At 70.3% G+C, this 12,741-nt stretch carries 13 protein-coding genes; 2 read left to right on the plus strand and 11 right to left on the minus strand.

Annotation, left to right across the window (positions count from 1 at the left end; genetic code table 11):
* Positions 1-208: 208 nt before the first annotated feature.
* The 5 genes from AB0E90_RS48735 to AB0E90_RS48755 all read right to left on the minus strand — a co-directional run bounded on the left by AB0E90_RS48735 (position 209) and on the right by AB0E90_RS48755 (position 4,649).
* On the minus strand, positions 209-742 hold the full coding sequence (locus tag AB0E90_RS48735; protein WP_360420160.1) for a DinB family protein: 534 nt from the start codon (positions 740-742) through the stop codon (positions 209-211).
* A gap of 44 nt (positions 743-786) precedes the next feature.
* Positions 787-1,890 carry a galactose-1-phosphate uridylyltransferase gene (gene galT / locus AB0E90_RS48740; RefSeq protein ID WP_360420162.1) on the minus strand — a complete coding sequence of 368 codons (1,104 nt, stop codon included), beginning with the start codon at positions 1,888-1,890 and terminating at the stop codon, positions 787-789.
* Positions 1,887-2,663, minus strand: a complete 777-nt coding sequence (locus AB0E90_RS48745) for a DeoR/GlpR family DNA-binding transcription regulator (protein ID WP_360420164.1) — start codon at positions 2,661-2,663, stop codon at positions 1,887-1,889. Before AB0E90_RS48745 ends, galT begins: the two co-directional genes overlap by 4 nt.
* Positions 2,664-2,733: 70 nt before the next feature.
* Positions 2,734-3,648, minus strand: a complete 915-nt coding sequence (locus AB0E90_RS48750; protein WP_360420166.1) for a glycosyltransferase family A protein — start codon at positions 3,646-3,648, stop codon at positions 2,734-2,736.
* A complete protein-coding gene (locus AB0E90_RS48755; protein ID WP_360420168.1) occupies positions 3,645-4,649 on the minus strand; it encodes a sulfotransferase in 1,005 nt (334 codons plus the stop codon). Before AB0E90_RS48755 ends, AB0E90_RS48750 begins: the two co-directional genes overlap by 4 nt.
* A 61-nt stretch (positions 4,650-4,710) precedes the next feature.
* Here AB0E90_RS48755 and AB0E90_RS48760 point away from each other — a divergent pair, with 61 nt between their 5' ends.
* Positions 4,711-5,493: a WecB/TagA/CpsF family glycosyltransferase gene (locus AB0E90_RS48760; RefSeq protein WP_360420170.1), complete on the plus strand. Its 783-nt coding sequence runs from the start codon at positions 4,711-4,713 to the stop codon at positions 5,491-5,493.
* Positions 5,494-5,531: 38 nt separating this feature from the next.
* Positions 5,532-5,903, plus strand: coding sequence for a VOC family protein (locus AB0E90_RS48765; protein ID WP_360420172.1), 372 nt, complete (start codon positions 5,532-5,534; stop codon positions 5,901-5,903).
* Here the strand turns inward: AB0E90_RS48765 and AB0E90_RS48770 are convergent.
* From AB0E90_RS48770 to AB0E90_RS48795, 6 genes are read right to left on the minus strand one after another with little or no spacing between them, the layout of a single operon-like run.
* Positions 5,893-6,885 (minus strand): glycosyl hydrolase, encoded by a 993-nt coding sequence (locus AB0E90_RS48770; protein ID WP_360420174.1) that lies wholly within the window; start codon positions 6,883-6,885, stop codon positions 5,893-5,895. The two genes, AB0E90_RS48765 and AB0E90_RS48770, sit on opposite strands and share 11 nt — an antisense overlap.
* A complete protein-coding gene (locus AB0E90_RS48775; protein WP_360420176.1) occupies positions 6,878-7,612 on the minus strand; it encodes a methyltransferase domain-containing protein in 735 nt (244 codons plus the stop codon). The genes AB0E90_RS48770 and AB0E90_RS48775 overlap by 8 nt, the downstream gene beginning before the upstream one ends.
* Positions 7,609-9,231 (minus strand): polysaccharide biosynthesis C-terminal domain-containing protein, encoded by a 1,623-nt coding sequence (locus tag AB0E90_RS48780; protein ID WP_360420178.1) that lies wholly within the window; start codon positions 9,229-9,231, stop codon positions 7,609-7,611. Before AB0E90_RS48780 ends, AB0E90_RS48775 begins: the two co-directional genes overlap by 4 nt.
* Positions 9,228-10,109 (minus strand): sulfotransferase, encoded by an 882-nt coding sequence (locus AB0E90_RS48785; RefSeq protein ID WP_360420180.1) that lies wholly within the window; start codon positions 10,107-10,109, stop codon positions 9,228-9,230. Before AB0E90_RS48785 ends, AB0E90_RS48780 begins: the two co-directional genes overlap by 4 nt.
* 6 nt (positions 10,110-10,115) lie before the next feature.
* Positions 10,116-11,345: a hypothetical protein gene (locus AB0E90_RS48790; protein WP_360420182.1), complete on the minus strand. Its 1,230-nt coding sequence runs from the start codon at positions 11,343-11,345 to the stop codon at positions 10,116-10,118.
* On the minus strand, positions 11,342-12,739 hold the full coding sequence (locus AB0E90_RS48795; protein WP_360420184.1) for a hypothetical protein: 1,398 nt from the start codon (positions 12,737-12,739) through the stop codon (positions 11,342-11,344). Before AB0E90_RS48795 ends, AB0E90_RS48790 begins: the two co-directional genes overlap by 4 nt.
* Positions 12,740-12,741 lie beyond the last annotated feature (2 nt).

The raw sequence follows: 12,741 nt of genomic DNA on the forward strand, positions 1-12,741 counted from the left end.
TCCCGAACTCTCCGCTGCGCTCCGCGGGCGATTCCCCCGGGGTCGTGGATCACCCGCCAGCCGATTTCCCAACGCCGCACACCCCGCGGCGTCGGGAAATCGGCTGCCTGCTCATCAACGGGGCAATCGCGGGTAGTTCCGTGAATCGGGGCCTCTGGAAAACGTAGACACCAGGGCGGCCCAAGATCTGGGCTACTGGGCTACTGGGCTACTGGCCTACTCGGCCGTCTATTCGTTCGCGTAAGAGGTCGGCGTGGCCGTTGTGGCGGGCGTATTCCTCGATCATGTGGATTAGGACTTCGCGTAGGGCTAGGCCGCCTTCGCCCTGTTCGCCTAGGTCCTCTACTGCGTCTACGTAGTCTTCGGCGAAAGCTACCTCTGAGCGCCAGCGTTCGAAGGCTTCCTTTACCGTGGCGTCGTCGGGGGTGGCGTCTTCGAAGTCGGCGTCGCGGTTGCCGTTCTCGCGGTAGTGGCGGGGCATGTCGAAGCCTGCCATGTGGATCCGGAACCAGCTCTGCTCCACGCCGGCCATGTGCCGCACGAGCCCCAGCAGTGACATCGACGACGGCTCCACTGCTCGGGCGGCCATCTGCTCCGCGGTCAGGTCGGCGCACTTCAACTCGAGCGTCAAACGCTGATCACGCAGGTATCCGATGAGCGTGTCCCGTTCGCCGGTGAAGCCACCGTCGGTGCGCGGGTCGTCGTCGGGATGGACGAACATGTTGGACCAGGCGAATCCCATAACTCGACCTTCCGGCACGGGATGTGCCGAGCGCAACTCCCATCTCACAGCGAGCGAAGGGTCTCGGCTGCCTTCTCCGGCACCACATCGTTGACGAAAGCGCCCATCGCGGACTCGGATCCGGCCAGGTACTTCAGCTTGTCGGCGGCTCGCCGGATGCTGAACAGCTGGAGGTGAAGGTATCCAAGATCACGTCCCTCGCCGACGACGGCCTGGTGCCAGGCGGAGATGTACGGCATCGGCTTGCCGAACAGCGCGTCGAAGCGGCGCAGGATGTCGAGATAGAGCGGACCGAACGCGTCCCGCTCGGCGTCGGACAGGGCCGGGATGTCGGCGACCTTGCGGTGAGGCGCGATTTGCACCTCGTACGGCCACCGGGCCGCGGCGGGCACGTAGGCGGTCCAGTGCTCGTTCGCGGCCACCACGCGAACCTCCGCCTTGATCTCGGCCGCCAGCGTGTCGGCATAGAGGTCGCCGCCGGTGCGAGCGCGGTAGCGCGCGGCCGCCCCCAGCATGGCCTGGGTGCGCGGCGGCACCGTCGGGTAGGCGTAGATCTGGCCGTGCGGGTGGTGCAGGGTGACGCCGATCTCGACGCCCCGGTTCTCGAACGGGAAGACCTGGGCGACACCCGGAATCTTCGACATCTCGGTGGTGCGGTCGGCCAGCGCGTCCACCACCGTGCGGACCCGGGCCGGCGTCAGCGCGCCGAACGAGCTGTTGTGATCGCTGGTGAAGCAGACCACCTCGCAGCGCCCGATGCCGGGCCGCACCGGCACCAATTCGGTCAGAGATGCCAAATGAGGCTGGCCCAGTTCGTCCGGCTTGATGCGGTCGCTGAACGACGGGAACTGGTTTTCGAACACCACCACGTCGTAGCTGGGCGCCGGAATCTCGCTGGAGAACGCCGGGGTGGAAGGGCAGAGCGGGCAGGCGTCGCTGGGCGGCAGGAACGTCCGCGTCTGTCGGTGGGCGGCCACCGCGACCCACTCGTCGACCAGCGGGTCGTAGCGCAGTTGGGAGGTGGGCGGCGGGGTCGGCAAACTCCGCTTGTCCGGAAAGTCAGAGCGGTGCGAGTCGACGGACTCGTCGAAGTAGATCAGCTCGCGGCCGTCGGACAGACGGATCGCGTCGCGCTCGGCGATCGTCACTGCGCGGTCACCACCACGAGCTCGGGCACGGTTTCCTCCAGCAGGGTGCGGGCCTGCTGGTCGAGGCCCTCGTCGGTGATGAGCACGTCGGCGCGCTCGAGCGGGACGATCGACGAGATGCCGACCGTGCCCCACTTGGTGTGGTCGGCCAGCACGACCAGCCGTTCGGCCGCCTCGACCAGAGCGCGGTTCACGTCGGCCTCGTTGAGGTTGGGGGTGGTGTAGCCGGCTCGCTCGCTCATCCCGTGCACACCCAGGAAGAGCACGTCCAGGTGCAGGGAGCGGATCGCGGCGACCGCGACCGAGCCGACCAGAGCGTCGGACGGGGTGCGGGTGCCGCCGGTCAGGATCACCGTCTGATCGGGGCGGCCGGCCCGGTAGAACACGTCGGCGACCGGGATCGAGTTGGTGACCACGGTCAGGTCGGGCACGTCGACCAGGCGCTGGGCGAGCCCGGCGGTGGTGGTGCCGGCCGACAGCGCGATCGCGTCACCGGGGGAGACCAGCGCGGCGGCGCGGGCGGCCATGGCGGCCTTCTCAGCGCGCTGGCGCACCGACTTCGCGGCGAAGCCGGGCTCGTGCGCGGAGCCGGGGCTCACCGTGGTGGCGCCGCCGTGTACCTTCGCGAGGAGGCCACGGTCGGCCAGCGCCTCGAGGTCACGGCGGATCGTCATGTCAGAAACGCCATATTCCGAGGCCAGCTCGCTGACGCGGACGCCACCGGCGGCGCGGACCCGATCGAGGATGGCGGCCTGGCGCTGTTGGGCTAGCACTCAAACATCCGAACTATTTCGAACACGCCCGAACACTACCGTGTGATCGGGCGTGTTGAAAAGGGTGAGCCTAGATACCCCGGCCTCGCTTGTGCAGCGCCGACAGCACGTTTTCGACCTTGACCGCACCGGTCATCGCGGCGAGCGCGATGGCCGTGCGCGGCTCCTTCCAGTTGGCCCGCACCGCTTCCTTGCTGAACTGCCAGGCCTGGCTGCGGTTGCCGGTCGCGGCCGACCAGCAGGCCAGTTGGCCGTAGACCCGGGCGGCGCCGGGGCGGCAGCCGCTGATCTCCGGGTGGCGCTGCATCATCCAGCGCAGCGACGAGATCTTGGTGGCGTACTCGTACGCATAGTGTGAGGTCCGGCCCCACAGAACCCGCACCAGCGGCTCGTCGAGGTGCACGATCGGCGCCCGGCGGGCTGCCCGAAGGAGCAGATCCCAGTCCTCGTTCTGGCTGCCCGGCGCATCCTCGGCGACCAGGCCGATCGCGTCGGCGGCGAACGCGTCCCGCCGCATCAGGAACGACGACGAGTGCAGCATCGCCATCCGGGAGCGGGCCAGCTCGTCGACCGTGACCCGGCTGCGGCCGGCCAGCCGCGGTGTGCACTTTCCCTCGAACTCGACCTCGATCGCACATGTGGCCATCTCGGAGTCCGGTTCGGACATTAGCGCGGCGACCTGGCGGCGCAGCTTGTCCGGCAGCCAGCGGTCGTCGTCGTCGCAGAATGCGACATATTCGGTGTCGAGCGCGAGGATGCCGGTGTTGCGGGCGCCGGCCAGCCCGGAGGTGCGCCAGTTGGTCAGCACCAGCACCTGCACGCCCTCGGTGGAGGCGAGCAGGTAGTCCGGCTCGGTCTGGTCGTAGACCACGAGGATCTTGAGCTCACCGGGGTAGCGCTGGTCGCGGACCCCGGCGATGGCCTTGCGGACCAGCTCGGGCCGGTTGCGGGTGGGGATGACGACGCCTACCGACGGCCAGTTCATCTGGCTTCCTTTCCAGAAAGCTCAGTCTTTCCCGAAAGCTCAGTTTCAGGCAGCTCAGTCTCTTTGGAGGCCGGCTCCATCTCCTTGAAGACCGGATAGCCGTACGCGTGCAGCATCGGTCCGCAGACCGCGCCGACCAGCCGCCGTTGCCGGGGTGGCAGCGAGCGCACCCAGGAGTCGTCGCGGCGCAGCGGCAGCCGCCCGACGGTGAAACGCATCGGGTTGCCGGCCGCGCTGTGCCCGACCTTCAGGTCGGCCTGGCCGTCGTGCAGGAAGTCCAGATCGGACGGTCCGAGATCCACTCCGGCGAACGCCGCCAGCGACGTCAGCGACCCGCGCGGGTCGGAGACGAACTCCTCGTACCGGATCCGCTGCACCGGGACCCCGCGCCGGGCCAGCAGGCCGAACGCCGCGTTGTGCGCGTTCCACAGCAGCGCCGAGCGGCCGGGGGAGTAGCGGGTCATCTCGTCGGCGCCGTCGGTCTCCGGCCGCTGCACGGTCTTGGTCCACGAATAGGCGACCCCGCGCGCGTCCCGCACCACGTGCACCACCCGCAGGTCGAGGCGGCCGGACCAGCGCAGCACGTGGGCGAGCGCCGAGTGCTTGGACGAGTCGACCACGACCCGGGCGCCGGAGACCTCGGCCGCCGCGGCGTAGACCTTCGTGTAGAAGTCGGCGTACTCGTGCACCTCGTCGGGCGCCTCGACGGCGGTGGCGAGCCGGGGGATGTGCCGGGTCCGCTCCACCGCGGCGCGCAGGTAGTGCACCCGGTCGACGTCGACGTTGTGCCAGCCGCCGAACGCCAGCGCGCCGACCCGCCGCCAGAAGCTGCACGCCGAGAAGCGAGCGCCGCACCCGCAGCGCTCGTCGTCGCGGATGTCGCGCTGCCAGAGGTGGACGACCTCGCCGAGCGCGCAAACGCCGGGAAGTTCGCCGAGCAGACGTTCGACGAGCGTTGTCCCGCTTCGTCCTAATCCACCCAGAAATAACACCCGTGCCACTTTGGCCCACCTTCGCTCGTTTCGCTCCTATAACGAGCGAACAAGCATGAAGGAGGCGAGGGTGTCCATCGAGGCTTTCGATCGGGTCGAGCTGGACGGCACCGGCATCGACCGGATCACCGAGGCCGAGGTCGTGGCGGTCGTGCGGGAGGCGCTGGCGAACGGCCGCGGCGGCCGCATCATCACCCCGAACATCGACATTCTGCGGCGGGCGCAGACCGAGGAGGAAGCCCGCCGGCACCTCGACGACGCCGACCTGATCGTGGCCGACGGGATGCCGCTGATCTGGGCCAGCCGGCTGGGCGGCACGCCGCTGCCCGAACGGGTGGCCGGCAGCAGCCTGATCTGGTCACTGTCGGCCGGCGTCGGCCGCGACGGCCGGTCGATCTTCGTGATCGGTGGTTCGCCGCAGAACGACGGGGCGGCCAAGGCGGCGGACCGGCTTGCGGCCGAGTGCCCCGGGCTGAAGATCGCCGGGACCATCTGCCCGGACTTCGGCTTCGACAACGACCGGCAGGCGTACGAGGAGGTCGTCGCGAAGGTGGCCGGCGCGAACCCCGATCTGGTCTTCGTCGGGCTCGGCTTCCCCAAGCAGGAGCGGATGATCGCCAAGCTGCGGCCGATGCTGCCGAAAAGCTGGTTCATCGGGTGCGGCGCCGCGGTCAACTTCGTGGCCGGCGACGTCGAGCGGGCGCCGCGCTGGATGCAGCGCACGGGGCTGGAATGGGCGCACCGGCTGGGCACCGAGCCCCGCCGGCTGGCGAGCCGTTACCTGCGGCACGACGCGCCCTACGCGCTGCGGCTGCTGGCGCGCGCCCCCGGTCAGCGGGTGCGCACGCGCTGAACAGGGCACGCTAAACAGTACGGGCGTACTGTAAGGCCATGAACTTCGAGCGCCTGCACCACGTCCAGTTGCTGATTCCGCCGGGCGGCGAGGAGGCCGCCCGGCAGTTCTACGCCGGTGTCCTCGGCCTGACCGAGCTGGACAAGCCGCCGGTGCTCAAGGCCCGCGGCGGATGCTGGTTCCGGGGTGGCGGCTGGGAGATCCACCTCGCCCCGGTCGCCGGTTTCGAGCCGGCCAAGCGAGCTCATCCCGGCGTACTCGTCAATGGTCTTGATGCTTTGGCCGGGAAGTTGGAAGCCGCCGGTCACCCGGTCGAGTGGGATCCCCACTTCCCGGGTCACCGGCGGCTGTATGCCTCCGACGCGCACGGCAATCGGCTCGAATTCCTCGAGCCTGAAACTACGGATTGAAGTACGGGTCCTTCACCAGCGCGTGGAACGCGTTGAAGGCCAGCTTGTCGCCGGTCAGCTGGAACTGTTTGGTCGCCGGATTGCCCTCCGGATCGGACTCGAAATAGGTCACCGCCTTGATCTGCGGATTGGCCTTGAAGGTCCGTTCGGCGTCGCGCAGCCAGTTCGCCCGCCCGGCCGAGCCCCACGCCTTGGCCACCCCGAACTCGCCGATGATGATCGGCTTGGGGTGTTGCGCGGCGAACTGCAGGAACGGGCCCATCAGCTGCCCGATCGGCTGGAAGCTCTCCCCGGCGTAGACGTCCACGCAGGTCCAGTCGACCTGGTCGTCGCCGGGATAGAAGGCCGGCGCGTCGCCGCGGATGAACCCCTCGGCGGTCGGGCACCACACCCACGAGACGTTGGTGGCGCGTTCCTGGGCGAAGATGTTCCGCACGTACTTCCAGGCGGCGATGTAGTCGCCCCCGGACCACATGGTGGCCCGCAGGTTGGGCCGGTCCATCTCCCAGCGCATCCGCAGCAGCACCGGCTGGTGGATCTTGCGGATCGCCTTGGCCTGCTTGCGGATCAGCGCATCGTGCTCACCGTCCAGGATGGACCGATTATCGCCGGTGGCCCAGCTGACCATCAGGGTCGCGCCCTGGGCCAGGAACTCCTTGTCCGACGAGGTGCCGACCATCTGCTCGAAGCGACGGTAGGTGTTGACGATCGGCAGCTTGCGCCCGAGGTTCGCCTCCAGGCCGTCGACCGCGGCCAGCCGGCCCACGTGGGTCAGCTCGTCCGGTTTGATCCAGGCGCCGACCAGGGCGCCCTTCTTCGGCGCCTGAACCGGCCCGCTCTGGAACGGGCCGGGATTGACCGCGACGGCGGCCGGCTTGTCCGACAGATCGGGCGGCGGGGCCGGGGCCGGCTTCTCCTCTTTGTCCCCCAGGGAACAGCCCGCGAGCAGCAGGACCAGGAGGACGACCAGACCCTTACGCATGGAGCCGCCGAGCCGTGTAGAGCACGTTCACCGCGTACCCGTCAGTCCCGGGCAGCCGTCGCACCGCCGCATCCGCAGCCCGCGCGAGGGGGTTTCCGTGCAGCGACGGCGTGATCATCGAGAAGCCGCGCCGCTCGACCAGCTCGAACCCGTGCTTGGCCAGCAGCTCCTCCACCTGCTCGTGGGAGAGCTCGGCGAACCACCGGTCGTCGCGGTGCCGCCGGGCCCGCAGGTGCCGCAGCGACCCGGCGTTCCCGTGGTTCTCCACCACCAGGATGCCGGCCGCCGCGTCGGGCAGCGCCTTCGTGGCGAACTCCATCGCCCGGTCCCGGATCGCATCGTCCACATTGAGCAGCAGCCGGAACATCGTCACGACCGCCGGATAGCCCGCCTCGACCGGCTCCGGCACCGGGCCCTCCGCCGCCACCTGATGCCAGTTGGCGTGCGAGCCGACCTCGGCCGCCTTCGCCATCATCTCGGCCGACGTGTCGTAGCCGTGCGCCTCCCGGACCAGGCCGTGCAGGGTGCGGATGGCCCGCCCGGTGCCGCAGGCGAAGTCGTGCTGCACGGGCGCGCGCGGCCCGAATTCGCGGCGCACCAGCGTGCGCAGGTAGTCGCGCTGCCGCTGGTTGATCTGCGACGCGTAGCTGTCCGGCGCGTACGTTACGGTCTCGTACTTCTCGACCGCCGCGGCGTCCTGGAACACCTTGGTGTAATCCGTGGTCAACGGGTCCTCCTCATGGGTTTGAAGGCGTCGAGTGCGAGTTTTTTCCGTAGCAGCCACGTCCCGGCCAAAAAGGCGGGAATGCTGAGCGCGAGACCGGCCGTGTGCAGTAGCGGAAGCAGGCCGAAGCAGATCAGCGACAGCAGCGCCGCGGCCCGGGTGCCGCGGCCGAACGGGTGCAACCCGACGGCCCGGCCCACCTGGATCAGCGGCAGCAGGTTGTTGGCGACCATCGCGCAGGCCAGGCCGGCCGCCGCGCCGAGCGCACCGAACCGGGGGATGAGCAGCAGGTCGAGCCCGATCGTGACGGTCAGCGCGACCAGCACGTTGGCGAGGTTCCACGAGGTGCGGCCGGCCATCGCGAGCACCATGTCGACCATGCCGCAGCCGGTGGCGACCAGCATGGCGCAGGCCAGCACGCGCACGACGGCGGTGCCCGCGGTGTAGCCGTCGCCGAAGATCCCCAGGTAGAGCGGCGCCAGGTGCATCACGAGCAGGCAGATCGGCCAGGTGACCAGCACGAGCCACCCGGTCGCGGTCTGATAGAGGTGGTTGGCCGCGCGCCGGTCGCCGATGGCGAGGGCCTCGGCCAGCCGGGGCTGCACCGATTGCGAGATCCCCTGATTGGCGAACTGGATCAGCACCACGAATCGCCCGGCCACCGCGTAGACCGCGGCCGCCGCCAGTCCACCCAGCGCCGCCACCAGCAGCACGTCCACCCGCTGCAGCGCCAGCTGGGCCACGCTGGCCAGGGCGCGCGGCCCGGTGAACTTCCAGAAATCACGGCGCAGCTCGCGCCGCTCGACCCGGCGGGTGGTGACGGCAGGCAGCTTTCCCGCCCGATAAACCTTCTTGAGCGCGTACGCCGCCAGCACCGTCACCGGCAAATAGGGCGCCGCCCACGCGAACGCGACCCACGGCAGCTCCGCACCCACCGGGATCAGCGCGCCGGCTCGGTGCGAGAGCAGCACCACGCCACCGGCCAGGCCCACCAGCAGCAACTGCAGCGAGCTGCGGAGGACCCGATCGAGCAGCACGGTCGGTCGCATCGCCCGGTAACCGCGGGTGGCGGTGAGCAGGGCGTCGGTGATCGCCTGCAGCGGCAGGAAGACGGCCAGCACCCGCAGGCCGGCGGTGTGCGCGCCGACCACGTGGGTGGCCTCGTGCGCGGTCAACCGGGCGATCGCCGGCGCGGCCGCCCACATCCCCGCCCCGAGCAGCACCGACACCGCGACGACCGGGGTCAGCCCGGTGCGCAGGCAGGCCCCGAGCAGGTGGTCCCGGCCGGTGGCGCGCAACCGGGCCGGCCAGTAGACCAGGCCGGTCTGGGTGCCCAGCTTGGCCAGGCCACCGCCGAGCACGAACGCGGCCGTCGCCGCGAAGAACGCGCCGGCCTGCTCGGCGCCGAGCGACCGGGCCACGATCCAGGTGACCGCCACGCCGGTGCCGCCGGCCAGCGCCGAGCCGGCCATGTTGGCCAGCCCGCCCCGGGCGACCTTCTTGGTCTCGGCGCCGGTCTTCTCGAGCAAATCCGTGCTGAGCGGGCCGGGCATGCCCTTCTGGCCCTCGCCTGCGAGGCCGTCCGCAACTGCGGCTGGGTGCCGCTCGGTGCAGTCGGTCATACCGAACGTCGCCAGATCGGCATCCGCCCCAACCAGCGGGACAGCGCGTCGTCGTGCGGCAGGTAGTAGTTGGTCAGGTCGGCGCGCAGGCCCGGGTCCATGTCGGACTGACGCGGGCGGGCGTTGTGCCGCTCGAACGGCGGCCGCTCCAGGTAGGTGGGCAGGCCGAGGAAGTCACAGACCTCGTCGTAGACCTCTTCCGGCTCGGCGAAGAAGCGCTCGCTCTCCACCACGTGGATCCGCTCCCGGCCCACGTGCTGCGCCATCACGCTCAGGTAGCGGGCGTACTCGCCGCGCCCCCGGTAGGCGTGGTGCTGGTGGGCGAAGCTGTAGTACGACGGGTCTTCGGCCAGCCGCTCCTCCTGCCGGTGCAGCCGGGCCGGCTCGAGCGCGAGCGCCGACGGGAAGTCCCGCTCGGCCTCGAAACCGCGCGCCACCTCGTGGTGGTGCTGCGAATAGGCGCGCTCCACCGGGTCGCGGACCAGCACGATCAGCTTCGCCTGCGGCAGATCCTGGGCGATCCGGGCGGCCGCCTGCGGGTGGTACATGTAGTACGGGCTCGACTCGAACGTCTGCGCCTGAGCGCCGTACCGCTCGGCGATCTTGTCGCCGCTGCGCACCATCGGGAAGTGCGCCTTGTACCAGCCCATCCCCCGGTCGTACGAGGTGTCGAAGTAGTGCACGCCCTTGTGCAGCACGGCCTTCATGACCACCGGGTGCGCGGCCAGCGCCCGGTACATCGAGGTGGTGCCGCAGCGCTGGCCGCCACAGATCAGGAATGACGGCGTCATCCGGCCCGGGGCGGTCAGCCGGCCGTACGAGCGGGAGCCCAGGTGCACCACCCGCTTCATCGGGGCGGGCATCTTGCGTACATCCACGTGCGATCAGAGCTCCTCGACCCGGCGGATCAGCACCGGGAGAAGCCAGGTGCCGAGCACGCCCAGGCGGGCGCCGGCCTCGGCCTGGCGGTCGGTCAGGTAACGGGCGGCCAGGTCCACCAGGTACAGCAGGGCGGTCACCTCACGGCCCTCCGGTGGTACGCCGAACGGCCCGAGCAGCTCACCGGCGCGCTTCACGGTCTGCTCGACCGCGTCCTTGGCGTCGCCGGTCGACTGGATGCGCCGCTGCAGCTCGTGGTGGATGGCGTCGAAGCCCATCGGCACCCCGGTGGCGAACCGCTCCCAGTCCCACACCAGCAGGGCGTCGGCCAGGTTCGCCATATTCCAGGGCGCCCAGTCGCCGTGCCAGGCGCCGTACCGGAAGACGGTGTCGCCCGCGTGCTTGACCAGCAGCTCGGCCGCCGAGGCCAGGCCGACCGCCTCGGACCGGTCGCCCACCGCGGTCAGCCGGGCGCGCAGCTCGTGCCAGTAGACGCTGCCGTCGACCGGCCCGGACGTGTAGCCGCAGCAGCCGGCGATGTCGAGCATCGCGGCGATCAGCCGGCGCGGCGTCAGTGGCGCCCGCGGCAGCCACACCGGCAGCGCCGACTGGACCAGCACCTGCAGGCCACGCCACTCCCCGGAGTGCAGCACCCGCGGCACGGTCAGCCTGGTCAGGCCGCTGCCGCCGAGCGCGATCAACGCCGCCGTCTCCGCCTTCACCAGTTTCTGGGTGAGCGGGCCGGTGCCCAGCTTGCCGAAGCCGAACGTGTCGCCCTCGGGGCCGATCAGCTGCAGCACCGGCTTGCGGTTGGCGCGCGCCGGTCCGATGTGGACGCTCACCGACAGCTCCCGGCCGAGGTGCTCGCTCAGATAGCCGTCGATGCTCGACGAGTACGGGCCGGTGACCCGCACCCGGTCGCGTAGCAGCACCGCGGAGGCGCCGGTGCGGACCGCGGCGACCACCGCGTCGCGCTTCAGCTTCGCGGCCCGTGACTGCGGCTCGGCGTAGCGGCGGACCGCGGCGGCGGCGACCCGGCGCGAGCCGGCCGGCACCAGCAGGCGCGGGCGACGGGCGTCCGGCACCACCAGGTACTCCGCGATCGGCGTGCCGGGGGAGCCGTCGGTGCGGCACGGCCACGGGTAGAGAAGTTCCAGCACCTCGGTCAGGTACTGGGTGCGCAGAGCCGCATCGTCCGCGGTCAGCTCGGCCGGCGCGGTTTTGACCGGACTCATCGGGTTGCGTCCCCCTCTGTTGAATTGCGCTCGGTTGGATGGCGGTCAGTTGCGTTACGCCACAAGAGCGCGAATGCCAGAACCATGAAAGCCAGGGGGGTGGCCAGCGAGTTGTACCAAAGCATCGCGGAGAACGAGGTCACCAGCGCGGCGCTCGCGGCCACCCCGATCGCGCTGCGGTCCCGGCGGAACCGCCACAGCCCGTACCCGAAGAAGCCGAGGTAACCGACGGTGCCGGCGGCGCCGTGGGCGTAGAGGAGTTGCCACAGCTGGCCGTTGCCACCGACGGTGAAGTTGCCGCAGCGCTCGCAGCCGGCGCTCTCGCCCACCGTGATCGACTGGCGGCCGCCGCGGGTGTTCCGGGTGCCGCCGTAACCGATCACCGGCGACTCGGTGAAACCGTCCAGCGCGCGGTCGATCAGGAACGAGCGGACGCCGTTGGACTTGCCGTTGTCGAGCCGGGCGTTGACCACTTCGCCGAGCGGGGTGGCGAGCACCGCCACGGTCAGCATGGCGGCCGCCACCCCGACCACCCCGATGATCCAGACCTTGCCGGCCAGCACGTACCGGATGGCCACATAGAGCACCAGCACGCCGATGCCGATCCACAGGCCCCGGTTGAGCGACACCACGGCCGGCACGATCGAGGCGAGCAGGCAGAGCACGGCGAAGAACTTGGCGCGCCCCCGCCCGCTCTGCCAGGCCGCCACCATGAGCCAGCCGGCCAGCAGGCAGAAGTTGTTGCCCCAGGTGTTGGTGTAGCCCCAGGGCGCGGCCGGGCGTGGCTTGTCCCCGCCGACGATGTCCATGATCTGCGCGGCGTACGGATGGACCAGCGACTGCACGAAGCCCTTGTTGCGCACCCCGTGCGGCAGCAGCATCTCCACCGGCGAGGTGAACTCGAAGTGCCCGGCCACCATGCCGAGGAAGCCGCCGGCCACCGTCACCACGAACAGCCAGCCGAGGTATTTGACCAGCCGTTTCTTGGGCAGCTCCGACTCGGTCAGGTTGCCGGCGTAGATCATCAGCACGGTCAGCGCCAAATACATCGCCAGCTTGTAGACGACCGCCGGCAACCGGCCGCTCCCGTGTTCGGGGAGCGTGCCGGTCGGGTCGACGCCCAGCGCGCCGATGCTCACCACGACCGCGACCAGGAACAACACCCACCAGGCGAAACCGGGCGGCAGGAGGAGCGGCCGGCCGGCGAGGCGGCGGCGGAGGAGCAGGAACAGCATGGGTACGGCCATGACCGCGAAGATGAGTACGCCGAGACCGAGCGCCCACCACAGCGGATAGAGCGCCAGGATGCTCGCCACCGGCCAGGCCGGGAGGGTGGTGTTCTTGCGCGCGCCGTGGGCCGGGCCGCCGATCGGCTCGGCGACCGGGGCTGCCACGC

Origin of the sequence: Actinoplanes sp. NPDC026619 (genome assembly GCF_040638295.1) — a bacterium.
In the GTDB taxonomy this organism is placed as follows: domain Bacteria; phylum Actinomycetota; class Actinomycetes; order Mycobacteriales; family Micromonosporaceae; genus Actinoplanes.

What these genes read in the sequence shown, in the direction of transcription:
- AB0E90_RS48735 (WP_360420160.1), bottom strand. Translation starts at nt 742, where the DNA reads ATGGGATTCGCCTGGTCCAACATGTTCGTCCATCCCGACGACGACCCG.
- AB0E90_RS48750 (WP_360420166.1), bottom strand. Translation starts at nt 3,648, where the DNA reads ATGAACTGGCCGTCGGTAGGCGTCGTCATCCCCACCCGCAACCGGCCC.
- AB0E90_RS48765 (WP_360420172.1), top strand. Translation starts at nt 5,532, where the DNA reads ATGAACTTCGAGCGCCTGCACCACGTCCAGTTGCTGATTCCGCCGGGC.
- AB0E90_RS48770 (WP_360420174.1), bottom strand. Translation starts at nt 6,885, where the DNA reads ATGCGTAAGGGTCTGGTCGTCCTCCTGGTCCTGCTGCTCGCGGGCTGT.
- AB0E90_RS48780 (WP_360420178.1), bottom strand. Translation starts at nt 9,231, where the DNA reads ATGACCGACTGCACCGAGCGGCACCCAGCCGCAGTTGCGGACGGCCTC.
- AB0E90_RS48790 (WP_360420182.1), bottom strand. Translation starts at nt 11,345, where the DNA reads ATGAGTCCGGTCAAAACCGCGCCGGCCGAGCTGACCGCGGACGATGCG.